The 13,781-nt window shown below is 36.4% G+C and carries 14 protein-coding genes and 1 pseudogene; 6 read left to right on the forward strand and 9 right to left on the reverse strand.

Features of this window, described 5'->3' with window-relative positions:
- Positions 1-425: 425 nt before the first annotated feature.
- The 3 genes from ORQ98_RS27200 to ORQ98_RS27210 form a co-directional block, all read right to left on the reverse strand.
- On the reverse strand, positions 426-1,187 hold the full coding sequence (locus tag ORQ98_RS27200; protein ID WP_274691976.1) for a substrate-binding periplasmic protein: 762 nt from the start codon (positions 1,185-1,187) through the stop codon (positions 426-428).
- A 258-nt stretch (positions 1,188-1,445) separates the two neighbouring features.
- Positions 1,446-1,904 carry a response regulator gene (locus tag ORQ98_RS27205; RefSeq protein WP_274691977.1) on the reverse strand — a complete coding sequence of 153 codons (459 nt, stop codon included), beginning with the start codon at positions 1,902-1,904 and terminating at the stop codon, positions 1,446-1,448.
- A complete protein-coding gene (locus ORQ98_RS27210) occupies positions 1,901-3,001 on the reverse strand; it encodes a sensor histidine kinase (protein ID WP_274691978.1) in 1,101 nt (366 codons plus the stop codon). The genes ORQ98_RS27205 and ORQ98_RS27210 overlap by 4 nt, the downstream gene beginning before the upstream one ends.
- A gap of 446 nt (positions 3,002-3,447) precedes the next feature.
- Between ORQ98_RS27210 and ORQ98_RS27215 the strand changes: the two genes are divergently transcribed.
- From ORQ98_RS27215 to ORQ98_RS27230, 4 genes are all read left to right on the forward strand, one after another.
- Positions 3,448-3,810: a hypothetical protein gene (locus ORQ98_RS27215; protein ID WP_274691979.1), complete on the forward strand. Its 363-nt coding sequence runs from the start codon at positions 3,448-3,450 to the stop codon at positions 3,808-3,810.
- A 372-nt stretch (positions 3,811-4,182) separates the two neighbouring features.
- Positions 4,183-4,401: a gas vesicle structural protein GvpA gene (gene gvpA, locus ORQ98_RS27220; RefSeq protein WP_274691980.1), complete on the forward strand. Its 219-nt coding sequence runs from the start codon at positions 4,183-4,185 to the stop codon at positions 4,399-4,401.
- 92 nt (positions 4,402-4,493) lie between these two features.
- A complete protein-coding gene (locus ORQ98_RS27225) occupies positions 4,494-4,781 on the forward strand; it encodes a hypothetical protein (RefSeq protein WP_274691981.1) in 288 nt (95 codons plus the stop codon).
- A 352-nt stretch (positions 4,782-5,133) separates the two neighbouring features.
- Positions 5,134-5,454 (forward strand): hypothetical protein, encoded by a 321-nt coding sequence (locus tag ORQ98_RS27230; protein ID WP_274691982.1) that lies wholly within the window; start codon positions 5,134-5,136, stop codon positions 5,452-5,454.
- 308 nt (positions 5,455-5,762) lie between these two features.
- Here the strand turns inward: ORQ98_RS27230 and ORQ98_RS27235 are convergent, their stop codons facing one another.
- The 3 genes and pseudogenes from ORQ98_RS27235 to ORQ98_RS27245 all read right to left on the reverse strand — a co-directional run.
- Positions 5,763-6,170, reverse strand: a complete 408-nt coding sequence (locus tag ORQ98_RS27235; protein ID WP_274691983.1) for a hypothetical protein — start codon at positions 6,168-6,170, stop codon at positions 5,763-5,765.
- 72 nt (positions 6,171-6,242) lie between these two features.
- Complete coding sequence (locus ORQ98_RS27240) at positions 6,243-6,557, reverse strand: hypothetical protein (RefSeq protein ID WP_274691984.1); 315 nt, start codon at positions 6,555-6,557, stop codon at positions 6,243-6,245.
- A 213-nt stretch (positions 6,558-6,770) separates the two neighbouring features.
- Positions 6,771-7,121, reverse strand: a pseudogene (locus ORQ98_RS27245) (tyrosine-type recombinase/integrase); the annotation flags it as partial.
- A gap of 231 nt (positions 7,122-7,352) precedes the next feature.
- Between ORQ98_RS27245 and ORQ98_RS27250 the strand changes: the two are divergent.
- Complete coding sequence (locus ORQ98_RS27250) at positions 7,353-8,036, forward strand: outer membrane beta-barrel protein (RefSeq protein ID WP_274691985.1); 684 nt, start codon at positions 7,353-7,355, stop codon at positions 8,034-8,036.
- A 176-nt stretch (positions 8,037-8,212) separates the two neighbouring features.
- Positions 8,213-8,551, forward strand: coding sequence for a hypothetical protein (locus ORQ98_RS27255; RefSeq protein WP_274691986.1), 339 nt, complete (start codon positions 8,213-8,215; stop codon positions 8,549-8,551).
- A gap of 310 nt (positions 8,552-8,861) precedes the next feature.
- Here the strand turns inward: ORQ98_RS27255 and ectB are convergent, their stop codons facing one another.
- From ectB to ORQ98_RS27270, 3 genes are all read right to left on the reverse strand, one after another.
- Positions 8,862-10,124 carry a diaminobutyrate--2-oxoglutarate transaminase gene (gene ectB, locus ORQ98_RS27260; RefSeq protein ID WP_274691987.1) on the reverse strand — a complete coding sequence of 421 codons (1,263 nt, stop codon included), beginning with the start codon at positions 10,122-10,124 and terminating at the stop codon, positions 8,862-8,864.
- A 77-nt stretch (positions 10,125-10,201) separates the two neighbouring features.
- Complete coding sequence (locus ORQ98_RS27265; protein ID WP_274691988.1) at positions 10,202-11,554, reverse strand: MFS transporter; 1,353 nt, start codon at positions 11,552-11,554, stop codon at positions 10,202-10,204.
- Between the two features lie 226 nt (positions 11,555-11,780).
- Positions 11,781-13,781, reverse strand: a 2,001-nt coding sequence (locus ORQ98_RS27270; RefSeq protein ID WP_274691989.1) for a non-ribosomal peptide synthetase, incomplete at its 5' end; no start/stop codon positions are given.

Consider the following 13,781-nt stretch of genomic DNA (forward strand, 5'->3'; position numbering starts at 1 on the left):
TGAGTCATTAAAATACAGAGCGGCTGCATGAATAAATTAGCAGTTATGTCAATCTAAAAAAACTTCGGAACCGAGTGCTAGAAAACTACATAACAACTTTAAGTAAGCCAGCCCCACGCTGGCTTTTTTATTCATACACTTGCCAATATTGCGAACCCGCTAAGCTTGCTAGACCATACGATGGTGGTAAACGCCAAGGGTGGTGTAAAGAGCTTAGTTATTTCAAGAAAAAGGAATACGTATTACGGGTTTTGATAGCATACTACGCTTGCCGGGCAAAACTAGTCGGTTCTTGGGTTTATCGGCTGGTTTTGGAAAGGCTGCAGAGAAGGTGGGCAGGAAAAGGAGACTGGAAGGCTTTATTACATTTGATAGCGTTTCACTTTAGTTATAAAGAATGGCAAAGTACCAACTGTTTACACTAATTAAAGGTATTTTCGAATAATTTCTTCTAGTTTTGATATGCCAAGTCCACTAGGCATTGCTTTTAATTGATTAATACCTTGTTGCAACAGCTGAACAGCTTTACGATCTGTGTCTTTGTTGAAAGCAAAAAAATTATCGTTCTCACTCATTAAATAAATAATTTCAAACTCATCACTAGGATATCTCAGTTTTCGAAAGATCCACCTCGCAGTGATATAGTTGTATGCCCACATGTCAATTCTATCTTTATACAGCATTCTAGCTAAGTTATCCGGGTGGTTTGCAAAACGAAAATTATGGCTTTTAGCCCCTATTGCCAATGCTAGTTGATGACTAATATCATCCCTTATTGCACCAATCACAAAGGTGTGTATTGGAGTTCTTGAACTGATCATGATATTGCTGGCCTTTTTCTTAATGAGTGCATTTTTCGTTTTAGCAAACGGGCCTGCCCATAAAAACAGTTTGGATCGTTCTTCACTGAAGCTCATACTGAATAAGGCCGTATTGGGTCGCGCTAGAGCGTATTTGTACCCCCTCGCCCAAGGTAGTATCTCAATATCACTTCTTCGAACATGACAGTTCACTAAGGTCGAAGCTGCAACGAGTATATCAACTGCAACTCCCTCTACTCTTCCACCCTCTGCAAGATAGTTATAAGGTGGGAACTCTTCAGAAATAAATCTGACTTTTTGAAGTGGACAGCTGCTATAAGCTAGTGATGCCAATTGCAACAAAATCAAAAACAGCAGTATTTGCATTATTATAAAGGCTAATGTTAGCTGATCTTACATTTAAGCATAGATCTCAATAGAAATATTTTCTCTTCACACCACATGTGCGTTAATCCATGTATGAGGCAAACCTGTCTATTCTACAACCAAACTGTCATATACTACCTGATAACTGCCAATAATGACGGTTATTGGCAATATTTGAAAAACTTGAGGGGAGAAGCACTAAGAATATAGTGGTTTGTGATAGCCTAAAGCCCCAATATACTACGTCAAGAATGAATTTTACTCGTTGTCTGTGTGAGGCATGGCTACTACTGTAAACCAGTAGCTACTCAATTGAGTAATCACTTCTCTGAAATTATTAAAATCAACAGGCTTTGTTAAATAAGAACTACAGCGAAGCTTGTACATATCTAAAATATCTTTATCAGCTTGAGATGTAGTTAATACCACTACTGGGATACACTTTAATTTCTCATGCTTAATAATCTCAGCAAGTACTTCTCGGCCATCCATAACGGGTAAATTTATATCTAGTAAAATAATATCAGGAGTAGGTGAGGTAGCATATTTATCTTGCTTTAATAAAAACTGCATACATTCTTCACCATTTACAACATGATGCAAATTTAGTGCAAGCTTTTGCAATTCAAAGCACTCTTTTGTAAGTATATAATCACTATAATTATCCTCAACTAGTAATAATTCTATAACTTTATATTGATTTTCCACTAAGTTCATTCAACTTTTCCTTGTTGGGCTAAGGTAAAATAAAAAACACTTCCTTTGTTAACTTCTGATTCTACCCAAATTTTGCCACCATGCCTATTTACTATTCGTCTGCAAACAGCAAGACCTATACCTGTCCCTGGGTACTGCTCATGTGTATGAAGCCGTTTAAAGATTTCAAATATTTTTTTATAATGCTTTTCGCTAATTCCAATCCCATTATCCTTTATTGAAATTACCCATTCACTGTTTTTTTCCTGACATGCTATAGTTATTTCGGGTGGTGAGCTTTGATTATATTTAATACTATTACTTAATAAATTTTCCATTAGCTGTAATAACTGCAACTCACAACCTAAAACCTGAGGTAATGTACTATAGTTAATCTTTGCTTTTCTTTTTGTAATATCCATGTCAAGTAAATTAAGCGTATCATCCAAAACCCGTTGTAAACATACAGACTCGTGGGGTACAGATTGTGCATCTACACGAGAATAAGCAAGTAAACCATTAATTAATGACTTCATTTTTTTTACGCTTAAAACAATTTGGTCAATATAAAGATTCCCACTTTCACCTAGCTTTTCTTTATATCTTTTTTCTAAAAGTTGAGCAAAACCTGTAATTCCCCTCAATGGGGTTTGCAAATCATGTGATGCAACATAAGCAAACTGCTGTAATTCTATATTGCTTTTTTCTAATGCTTCATTTAGTTGACGTAGCTTCCTTTCTTCTTCTTTTCTCTGGGTTGTATCAACTATAGATGCAACAACCATGAGTTTGTTATCTAATGTTAGTGGGTTCAAGCCAATCTCAACAAAAAAAGTGCTGCCATCCTTTCTAATAGCCTTTAAATCTCTGCCTTTTCCCATGGAGCGAGATTCAAGATTACTATAAAACTCTTTCCTTAGAGTTGGATGATCCCTACGATAACCAACAGGTATCAAAATCTCAACTGACTGCTCTATTAGCTCATCTTGTTTGTATTGGAATAGCTCTAATGCATTTGAATTTGCTAGTACTATCGCCCCTTTTTGGTCAACCATTAATAGGCCAACAGGTGCTGCTTCAAATATACTATATAGCAAATGATAATTGTTATTTTTCACTGCATTTCCCTAGTACGCTTAATTGATGTTTAGAGTCTAGCTGAGTGAAAGTGTAGGAAAAGCTTCAATAAAGGCACATAGTTAAAATAATATTTAATTACATGTTTTACTGAATACAGTGCCTTAAAACAGTATTTTCTGATCTCTATGAAACTGATGCCTAGACAAACATGTCTAATTCCCCTGCATATAACTTACAGTATAGTTCTTTCTTGTCAGCTCTGGCTACCTTATAACCAATCTGTAATAAAGTGAACGTTACTGGCTGTTTTTGAAAAGACCACAGGTAGGGATTAAGCAATGATGATGTTTTAAACTTTATAATTAACTGAAAAAACGCTATGAATTTAATTTCTTTTAGAATCGGAGCCAATAAAATATACTTTTTGTTAGCTTGTTGAGTTAGCTTGGTTTTATTTCTAAATTGCACAAGGATACGTGTGAACATGAATATATATACTAGTTATTCAGTAAAGCCAAAACCTTATCAGAGCCATGATGTTAAATGGAAGGTACTTATAAAAGATAAAAATAAAAATAAAAATAAAAATATTTTCACACCTGGAATTGCTATTAACGTCTCAAGAGATAGTGCTCTAATTGAAACACTGGGATATTTTAGCGTTCAACAAATATTCCCCTTGATGATCAATGCTAAGATTAACGAAATAAAACGCCCTATTTATACAATGGCAGAGGCTCAACGTATTGTTTTACAAAAACATCGCTATCAAATTGACGTTTCATTTAAACAAATCCTGCCAAAAGATAAACAATTTTTAGAAAACCTAGAAGACTATTTAATTTAAATAATAGTTATATTTTACAATAATCTTGCAAAAGCTATCACGTGTTTAAGTGATAGCTTTTAGCTGGGTTCCCCCTACCGCATCGTTCACATTAATTGCTTTAGTTACTATAACTTACCTTGAATTTACACAAAAAAGTACATTAGGGAATAATTTCCATATCATGGAAGTTATTCCCTGGAACTGATAGGATAGTTTGTTCTTTTGCTTTAAGTCAATTCCTTGATTAAATAAAAATATTTAGATTATCAAACATCTAATATAGCAAGTTGAATATTAAACAACTGGTGCTATAAATGCAGTTATAATTTATGTAGAAGTACTACAGATAATGCTTATTAGCACTTAATTGCTGAGAATAAGGAGTTTTCTATGGCTACTATACAAAAATCAACTGATTCTTCAGGTCTTGCAGAAGTAGTAGATCGTATTTTGGACAAGGGTATTGTTATCGATGCTTGGGTTAAAGTATCACTGGTTGGTATCGAGCTGCTATCTATAGAAGCCCGAGTAGTTGTTGCGTCTGTAGAAACTTATCTGTCATATGCAGAAGCTATTGGTTTAACAGCCAGTGCTGCAGCACCTGCTTAACTCATGCTCGTTTTTTCCTTGGGGTGTACGCCTTTAACTCCAAGGAAATAGTCAATGTAAATAAAAACGATTAATAGTAAGGACCTACAATCATGACATTATCTATTGCTAATGATATGGCAAGGCTTCGCGATGAAATCAATCAGTGTAAAGCTGAACGAAAAGCATTAGCTGATGAGCGGATGACAATTAATGTTGAACGTGAGCAAACAGTGCGCAATATGCTAAAAGAAACACGTGAAGAAAGGACCAATACTCATCGAGCTTTGAGAAACAAACGGAAGTCATTTAGTGCGAAGCAAAAAGCAGAGGTGCGTACTCAGTTAAATGAGACCAGAAAAGAAATGAACACTGCTCATTTAGTTTTTTTTGGGTCCTAGACCTAGTGAAAATTTCGACTAACACCTCACTTGTGCATTTTATCAGGATAGCGAAAAGGGTGTCTACGCAGTGATGTCCTTGTTGTCTACTTGCCCAGTGTGCTTGAAGTGAGGGGGCCAATCCGCGTGCATTGTAATAGCACAGGTGCAATCAAAAAGATGACTTGTGCGTCTTTCCGATAAAGGTATTATTCAAGCTCCTGAAGGATTGTTATGGTCAAGGAACTACACGAATAGGTCAAGAGGAAGAAGATGTTGCACCTCAACAGCTGGTAGATAACACAATACGAAAGATATGCCCAACTCCTCCGCAACAAGCTAGTCAACAAACCAAAACAAAGAGTAAATATAAATGTCTATACCTGCATCTAAGCCAAGAAAAGGAATGTCTGATATCAAAACATTAAGTGGTAGTGAAAATAAAGACCATCCTGCCTATCGTACCTACTTAAAATTAGGGACTTTAGAAATGCAGCGGCTTAGAAAGCAAAAAGAACGAGATGCAGCTGTGACTCTCATTGCTCAAATCGACGAAAGTCTAGCTCAAATTAACAATGAAATAAGCACTCTCAACAAAAATGTAAAAAAAGCCTGTCAACCTTATACAAATACACGACAAGACAAGAAGGTGCCATTATCATCCCTTCAGCAAGGTTTTCGATTAAGATACTAGAAAGTTTAAGTTGACTTTTTCAACATAAAGAAAAAACAAAGAACATACACAATGAAGATTCATTGTATTGATAGCATTTAATTTCAAATGTTATTCATTACATGACCTATTGGAACAGGGCTCGTAAAGGCTTCCTTAAACTGGTTAACTTTGTATAAAAGTTAACCAGTTTGGCTCTTATAAATCAATCACTTATGGTTTTGCTACACACCACACCAAACTTGAAGGTTTGTTGGTATACTTAAGATGTGAAGGATAAGGTGTTTGATTCGCTTAGCTTAGCTAATAATGTATCGTTATAATTAATTTTATTTTTTTATCTTTTTGCTATTTTGACTGCAGTCTCCTAAGGAAAATAAGTTGACAGCTATTTCCGATGTACCGTCAATGCTTATATTTGATACACGCAAAGTTAATCCTTCAAAAATTTTTGGACCATTTTCTGGAAACTGACTGGTTGTACCAGGTGGTACTGTTATTTGATGATGCTCAGCACCCAAAAAAAAGGCGACATTAGCTGCCCTATTCCCCATATTGTACACAACAACTAAAGAGGGTGAACCATTACTGGTATTTTCGCACACTGCTGTAAAACCAGGTTTTAACGTAACATTTTTTGATCTGCTAATAGATAGGTATTGCTCTGTTGCTGCAAAAGTATTTTTATGGAAGATTAACAATATAATAATGACTTTTAGTATTGATTTTTGTTTCAATAAGAGTGCTCTTTAGATTTAAACAAGAATATCCCTCAGAAAAAAGCATACTGAGGGAATTGAGAAATTTTATTAGCCATTAGCTGTTAATAACGTGTTCAAAACAGCATTAGTTCCTGGCTGACTATTATTTGATACAGATAAAACTAAACCTTCAAAATTGGCTGGAACACCATTCTCTGGATAAGTCACAGTTTCCTTAGGAGAAATTGTGTAAACTTTTGCATCATTTCCTAAGGTTACAGATACCCTAGCATTATTAGAGTTGCTCAAATTTTTCATGGTAACTAAAGAAGGTGAACCATCATTAGTATCATTGTTTACTGCAGCAACACCACCAGGAATTTCAACTTCTGCATTATATTTTAGGTTTAATGAATCTGACATTTGTATTCCCTTACTATATGCTGGAATGAATTGATCAACTAAAGCTATATAATGAAATAGCTTTATCTTGAATTTAATAGCCTTCAAGACTATCAAGTATTTAAATCGCTTCTTATTCATTCAGTATTTTGATTGAATAGTCTAACGATTCGGATGTAAGTATAGATGCACTAACCAATAAATAAAGTTATATTTTATTACACGTTTATCCTTCTAAATCTCATACAAATACAGCTCGTGTATCTCCTTCTCTTCAATGCCCAAGTAGTCTAGCGTCTGCTTTTGCATCGCATGTCCGAAGTCTTCCATAAGGACAGGAACCGGGGCGTTGTTGCCCTTGCGCTGCCAGTAGCCCCACGTCTTGCGTAGGGTGTGGCTGCCATAGTTGCCTTTCAAGCCAACCTTTTTGCACCACTGCTTAACCAAGCGGTTAACGTAGGGTACCGTAATGGGTCCACGCTGGCCTTGGAACAGTAAGCCATCTGGTGCATAGTCTCGGCTAGCAGTCAGTTGTTGTATGGCGTCGGTGGCTGCTTGGTTAAGCAAAACCTTTAGATATTTATTATTTTTTTTTCTGCTTCACATCTAAATATGATCCGTGCTCGATCATATGCACTTGTTCGGCACGAAATGCTGTATTAGTTCAAAGAATAAAAATACAATTTCATTTGTTTTTTATTTTTTTATTTAAAAATAGTGTATAAATGTTTTATTTTATAAGTTAACTAATTCATAAAATACTACTCCTGTTTATTGTTTTAACTTATAAGTTTGTAGTCTATAAGGTTTATTTACATGAGAAAAACAGTTTTAGCCATTGCCATTGTTAGTACTTTTACTTCTCCAGTTTTCGCCGAGAAAAGCGGCTATTACCTTGGTTTTAGCGCTGGTCAGGCTGATTATGATAGCCTTACTTTTAGCGCAATTAGTGCTACTGGCTTAGATGTTTATAATGGAAGTTCTTTTAATACTAGTTCTACGGATAAAGATGGTATTTTCAAACTATTTGGTGGATACCGTTTCAATAAACACCTTGCAATAGAAGCTGACTATACTAAGTTTTCTGATACCAGATCAAATTTATCTGCCAATTCAAACGATGGCTATAGAGCAACCAATAGAGTTGATAATGAACTTGAAGGTTTTGGCCTAAAAGCTGTTGGGTTTTATCCAATTACAGATAGCTTTGAAATAAAAGCCTCTGCAGGGCTTCTTAGATGGAAACTTGATGAAAAATCAAATGCTGTTCGTGAAGTCAACCTGAGTGACACCAGTGAAACAAACACTTTTAAGCAGGGCTATAACTCAACTGAAAGAGGCACTAGTATTACTGTAGGTCTTGGTGCTAACTACAATATCAATGATCACTTTACAGTTGGCCTCAACTGGGAACGTATTAATGATGTAGGTGAAAAGCGTTTTGCTTTTGGTGAAACCGATATTGATACTTATACTGCTTCTTTGCAGTACAATTTTTAATCCCTTATTGATTGCAAATATATACCCAATGCGAATTATTTTTAGGTTTTGTTATCTTCGTTCCTCACCTAAAAACCCTTCGCATTGGGTATAGTAAGCGTGACAGCCTCACGTTTACTACTGAAGATGCTTCTTCACGGTAACAACTCAAAAATGACCGAAAATAAAGGGCTATAGTGGATCAGGATGATTCACTCAAGTTTAGCAACTTAGCGACTATTTATAGATTTAAAAAGTCCGACTACAAAAAAATCAAAGAAAAATTTAAACGTATCTATATTATTGAAAGATTAAATATTTCTGCTGAAGATCAAAATATTTCAAAGTCGAATAGTGCTTTTGAGATTTTCCTTACTGATGGCACTATGATTAAGCCTGAATATGTTGATGCAACACTTGCAGATCATTCAAAAAACGAACTAGTCATAGAAAGTTCCCTTGTAAATTTTAAAAGAGAAATAATCATGGATAAGAAGCTAGCTGAAGATTTATCTTTCGTATATCGTGTACATTAGCTTTAGTTGTAGATGTTGCTACAGGAGTAGTATACACAACAGCAACGATGGCTGTAATTGTAGCGCTTGTTACAGTTGTAGTGGTGAGTATGTGCATTATAGGTAATTGTGGTAATCGGTTTTAGCAAATAACTAGAAACTTTCAGTCCTCTTGCAAGATTGGGATTGATAATCAAGAGATGTATTTGTATCCAACCGGAAAACGCTCCAACGGTAAAAAACCACCCACAACCTGTGAATCTGAAAAGCTAACTCCAGTCAGGGTGGTGATACGAATGAGGCTGATAACAGCCAAACTTAAACTTTTAAATTACGCAGCTACATTTTCTCTGCTAGCTAGCATCTGTAACCCTTTACCTATTTTGCTTAGGCCTTCCTCCAGTTGAGCTTGCTTAATAATTAAAGGCGGTAGTATTTTAACTACACTATCCTCTTTGCCACAGGTTTCAACTAATAGTTTGTTTTCAAATAAAGTCCTAGACAATTGTTTGGCAAAACCAGCTACTGGTATTTCTAATCCCCAAATCATCCCCCTCCCTCTAACAGACATCTTTAACTGAGGAAAATCTGATACAAACTGCTCAAGGCAGCGTTTTATCATATGACCCTTTTGAAGCACTGCTTGTGATAGCTCATCATTATCCCAATAGGTCAATAACTCCGCTGCTGCAACAAATGCTAAGTTATTTCCTCTAAATGTGCCTGTATGTTCACCTGGCAGCCATTGATCTAGCTCTGGTTTTATTAAGGTAAAAGCAAGTGGTAAACCTCCACCTATTGATTTTGACATGCAAACAATATCAGGCTTTATTCCTGCAAACTCAAAACTAAAAAATTCACCAGACCGTCCATTACCTACTTGAATGTCATCTATTATTAGGAAAATGTTTTTTTCTCTACATAGTTTTTCGATTTCTTGAAGCCACTCTTTAGACGCCGTATTAACTCCTCCCTCTCCTTGAATCGTTTCTAAAATAATAGCAGCAGGCATTGATACACCACTACTAGAGTCTTCTATTAATTGCCTAATATAATTTGCTGTATTTATCGTTTCACCAAAATAGCCATCATAAGGTGCATGATAAACATTTGTACGACTAGCATAAATCTGCTGATGATAATAATCATTTGCAGTAATGGCTAATGCCCCCATGGTTAGTCCATGATAGCCTTGAGTAAAAGCAATGACATTGCCACGCTGAGTAACACGGCGTGCCAACTTAATGGCCGCTTCTACGGCATTGGTACCTGTAGGTCCAGTAAATTGAATTTTATAATCAAGGCCTCTAGGTTTTATAATAGTCTGATAAAACTTTTCAATAAATTTTTGTTTTGCTACTGTGGCTTTATCCAAACTATGTAAAATTCCTTGATGATTAAGGTAGCTAATCAACGCTTGATTCATCGCCTTTGGATTATGACCATAATTAAGTGTGCCAGCTCCAGCAAAGAAATCTAAATACTCATTCCCTTGGTCGTCCCATATAATTGATCCATCAGCGCGATCAAAAACAACAGGAAACGATCGGATATAGCTTCTCACTTCTGACTCATAATCTGAGAATAATTTCATTACTTTCCCTTAAAATTAATTTGTAATCTTTTTTGTGAAAATATTATTGGCGGTTACTTTTAGGGGAAGAGACAAAGTCATACTACCCTCTTAGCAGCCTCTTTACTATTTATATTATAAAATAACAGTATACTTGCTATTATTAGTAGCCCACAGATTCCATACAGCAGAGTAATGCCTCTTCCAGGTCCAACACCTAACACTGCTACCATGCTAGAAGCTAAAGGACCATTGACAGCCATCATTGGCTCAAAAATATAATCTGCTAGCGGTCCAGCCGCTAAGAAAGCAAGCGGCAAAGCACCTTGCGAAACAACCGTTTGGATACTTAACACTCTACCTTGTATTTCAGAAGGTACAGCAGTTTGCCAAATAACTTGATTGCAGCCGTCCACAATAACAAATGACAATGTAATTAACAGCGCTATTGTTGATAATAACAGTATCGTATATACATCCTTGATAAAAATCAAAGTTGACATCATTAGCAATATGCCAATTATTAATAGTGCGAAACAAATACCTTTTACTTTATCTTTTGGGCCTCCCCATATAGCTAGAAAAATACTTCCTAGCAAAGTACCCACTCCAGCTGCAGTCAAGACCTTACCTAATTCAATAACATTTGAAAAACTTAAGACAAGAGGAGTAAACAATACATGTACAACCCCTATTGAGAAGTTAACAACAGCCATAAATATCAGTAAATATAGTAGATTTCTGTTTTGTTTTAAGTATTGAAGGCCAAAAGAAACATCTCTCATGATACTTCTTTTATTATCTTTTTTACTCTCTTTAACCCTTCCATCACAATCATTCAGCTGCTTCAATACAACCAATATAAGTAAAATAGCCGTAATAAAGCTTATGATATCAATAGTAAATATTCCCTCCATACCAATGGTAACCAGAGAAAAAGCAGCAACCGCCGGTACAGATATTTCTATAAGCCCCATCCCTCCCTGAATAAAGCCCTGCACTCTTACCAGTTGGTTTTTATTAACAATCACTGGAGTCAAGACAATAAAAGTCTGATTTATCAGTCCATTAAAAACTGAGCTAATACTTGCTAAGAGAATAATCAGCCATACATCCAAGCTCTGGTTCATATATAAAAATAAAAGCAATAATGTACAAATCCCTGCACCTGCATGGCCTACAATCATTAATAAAGCACGTGAGTACCGATCAATTAAAGCACCAATAACAGGTGCCATTAATAATTGTGGTGCAAGTGCAGCAAAGCCAATAAGTCCATACGCGGTTGCAGATTGTGTTTCTTGATAAACCCACTGCCCCAAGGCAAAGTCTGTCATCATAGTTCCTAAGACAGATATTAACGTTGCAACCAGCAATAATGAGAACCGAATAAAACCTATTGATTTATCCTGTTCATCATTATACTCAGTATCTTCGGTTAAAACATGCATATTTACTCCACCTGCCAAGTTAAGCAGCAAACTCAATCACAATTAACATTAGAAAAATTTAAAAAAGTTATTAATTTATTACCCATCACTAATGACTTTTAAGGTTTGTTGTCGTCGCTCGACAGTCCAGCTAGCGATTTTTAATTCAACTAGTACTACTATCGCTAATCTTGCAGTAGCAGGTTAGCTCCCTAAAAGCCATTCGCTTTGGCTATATCACTTTAAACTAACAAGCTTTCTTTTGAATTAAGTTGACTATTGAGTCTACATTCTCTTGATTTAGCATGGAATGATGCTCTCCCATCACTTTATGTGTATTTACTTTTGAACACCACTGCTGATAGTCAAGTACGACCTCAGGCAAGTGTGGCTTTAACTCTTCACAATAAAGCAAATAAACATCACCATTAAATTTGCCACTGGGAAGATAATTATCATTCATATTTTTTTGACTTTTATATACCTCCCAAAAATCATCCACTGAAAATGATTGGCTATTTATCAGTCCCATCTCTTGCATAGCTAATGATATATTATTTGAAAGCTCATCAACCCTAGCACTGTCTAAAGTGTGTTCAGTTGTAGTACTTACTCCTAGCCACTCACTAAGTGCTAGTATGAAATCCATTTTTATTTTTTCTTCATTTTCCTGGTCAGCAATACCAAATACATTATTCGACAAAATCACATCCAACATAAAAAGTGTAACATTGATACCTTCACTTTCTAGCCTTCTCCCTACTTCAAAAGCAACTCGCCCTCCAAAAGAATGCCCAGCTAAATTGCAACTATCAGTACTAAGATGCCGTTTTATTTCTAATACATGCTGGTCTATCATTTCTTCAAAATTATTAAACTTCACCGCTTCATTAAATAACCCTTGGGCATCAAAAGCTTTTATATTTACCTTATTAAGCAATGATCTAGATAACTCTGAAAAACCTATTGATAAGCCACCTAACCCAGGGAAACAATACAGTGATGGTAAATGCTCTTCATCACTAAAAATAACTAACTGTGATGCTTCATCTTTTTTTACAGTACATACTTTTTTATTATTAATTAAATCTGCTTGCTGAGAGAGTAAAGGAAAAGCAAAGATATCTTTTACTTGTAACGCTACTTTTAACTTTTCACTGACTCGCCTAATCAAACTGATAATAAGTAATGACTGCCCACCGATTTCAAAGAAATTCGCTTCACGACTAATAGAGTCTGTCACCCCTAACACCTCTGCCCAAAGCTCAGCTAGTGCTTTTTCTGTAGCTGTTGCTGGTGCCACATACTCCTGTTGCAACTGTTGTAATGTCGGTTTAGGGAGTGCCTTGCGGTCCACTTTGCCATTGGGTGTTAATGGCAGTTTATCCAACACCACCAACGCCGATGGCACCATATAGGCCGGTAATTGCGCTTTCAGGTGTTGATACACGGATGCTTCTATGGCTTGGTTATCAACTTTATCGCTACTACCATCGCCATCACCTTTAGCTAGTACAATATAACTCACTAATTGCCGGTCTGTTTGTTCCTCGTTTAGCACATCACAGGTGACTGCTTCACTGACTGCCTTATGGGACAATAACGCCGCTTCAATTTCACCGAGTTCGATTCGAAAACCGCGGATTTTTACCTGATGATCAATACGACCGATGTAGTCTATTTCACCATTGGCCAACCAACGGGCCACGTCACCGGTGCGGTATAACCGGCTATTTGAGTCGTCGCTAAAAGGATTTGGCACAAACCGTTCTGCGGTTAAATCCGGTCGATTTAAATAGCCACGGGCTAGCCCATCCCCGCCAATATATAATTCACCGGTTACCCCTTCAGGTACTGGCTGCATTTGTGAATTGACGATATAAAACTGGGTATTGGCAATCGGATGGCCAATCGTAATTGCCGTTTGTTTCGCCGTTAACCGCTGAACCGATGACCAAACGGTTGTTTCAGTAGGACCGTATACATTCCATAATTCAATCGAGTCTTCCGGTTGTAATGCAGTTTTTAACGCACTATTTAATGCCTCACCACCACAGATCATTTTTAAAGTAGCGCTTGGCTGCCAGCCATGACTAATCAGCATTTGCCAAGTCGCGGGTGTGGCTTGCATGACATTGATCTGATGATGCGTTAATAAATTCGTTAATGCGTCAGGGTTGAGCGTATCGGCTGAGCCAGCGACAACTAATTCTCCACCGGTAATTAACGGTAAATACAGTTCTAACGT

The sequence above is a fragment of the Spartinivicinus poritis genome (assembly GCF_028858535.1).
Lineage (GTDB): Bacteria > Pseudomonadota > Gammaproteobacteria > Pseudomonadales > Zooshikellaceae > Spartinivicinus > Spartinivicinus poritis.

Excerpts from the sequence above, each read along its gene's own strand:
- ORQ98_RS27200 (WP_274691976.1), bottom strand. The coding sequence starts at position 1,187 with ATGCAAATACTGCTGTTTTTGATTTTGTTGCAATTGGCATCACTAGCT.
- ORQ98_RS27205 (WP_274691977.1), bottom strand. The coding sequence starts at position 1,904 with ATGAACTTAGTGGAAAATCAATATAAAGTTATAGAATTATTACTAGTT.
- ORQ98_RS27215 (WP_274691979.1), top strand. The coding sequence starts at position 3,448 with ATGAATATATATACTAGTTATTCAGTAAAGCCAAAACCTTATCAGAGC.
- gvpA (WP_274691980.1), top strand. The coding sequence starts at position 4,183 with ATGGCTACTATACAAAAATCAACTGATTCTTCAGGTCTTGCAGAAGTA.
- ORQ98_RS27225 (WP_274691981.1), top strand. The coding sequence starts at position 4,494 with ATGACATTATCTATTGCTAATGATATGGCAAGGCTTCGCGATGAAATC.
- ORQ98_RS27230 (WP_274691982.1), top strand. The coding sequence starts at position 5,134 with ATGTCTATACCTGCATCTAAGCCAAGAAAAGGAATGTCTGATATCAAA.
- ORQ98_RS27240 (WP_274691984.1), bottom strand. The coding sequence starts at position 6,557 with ATGTCAGATTCATTAAACCTAAAATATAATGCAGAAGTTGAAATTCCT.
- ORQ98_RS27250 (WP_274691985.1), top strand. The coding sequence starts at position 7,353 with ATGAGAAAAACAGTTTTAGCCATTGCCATTGTTAGTACTTTTACTTCT.
- ectB (WP_274691987.1), bottom strand. The coding sequence starts at position 10,124 with ATGAAATTATTCTCAGATTATGAGTCAGAAGTGAGAAGCTATATCCGA.
- ORQ98_RS27265 (WP_274691988.1), bottom strand. The coding sequence starts at position 11,554 with ATGCATGTTTTAACCGAAGATACTGAGTATAATGATGAACAGGATAAA.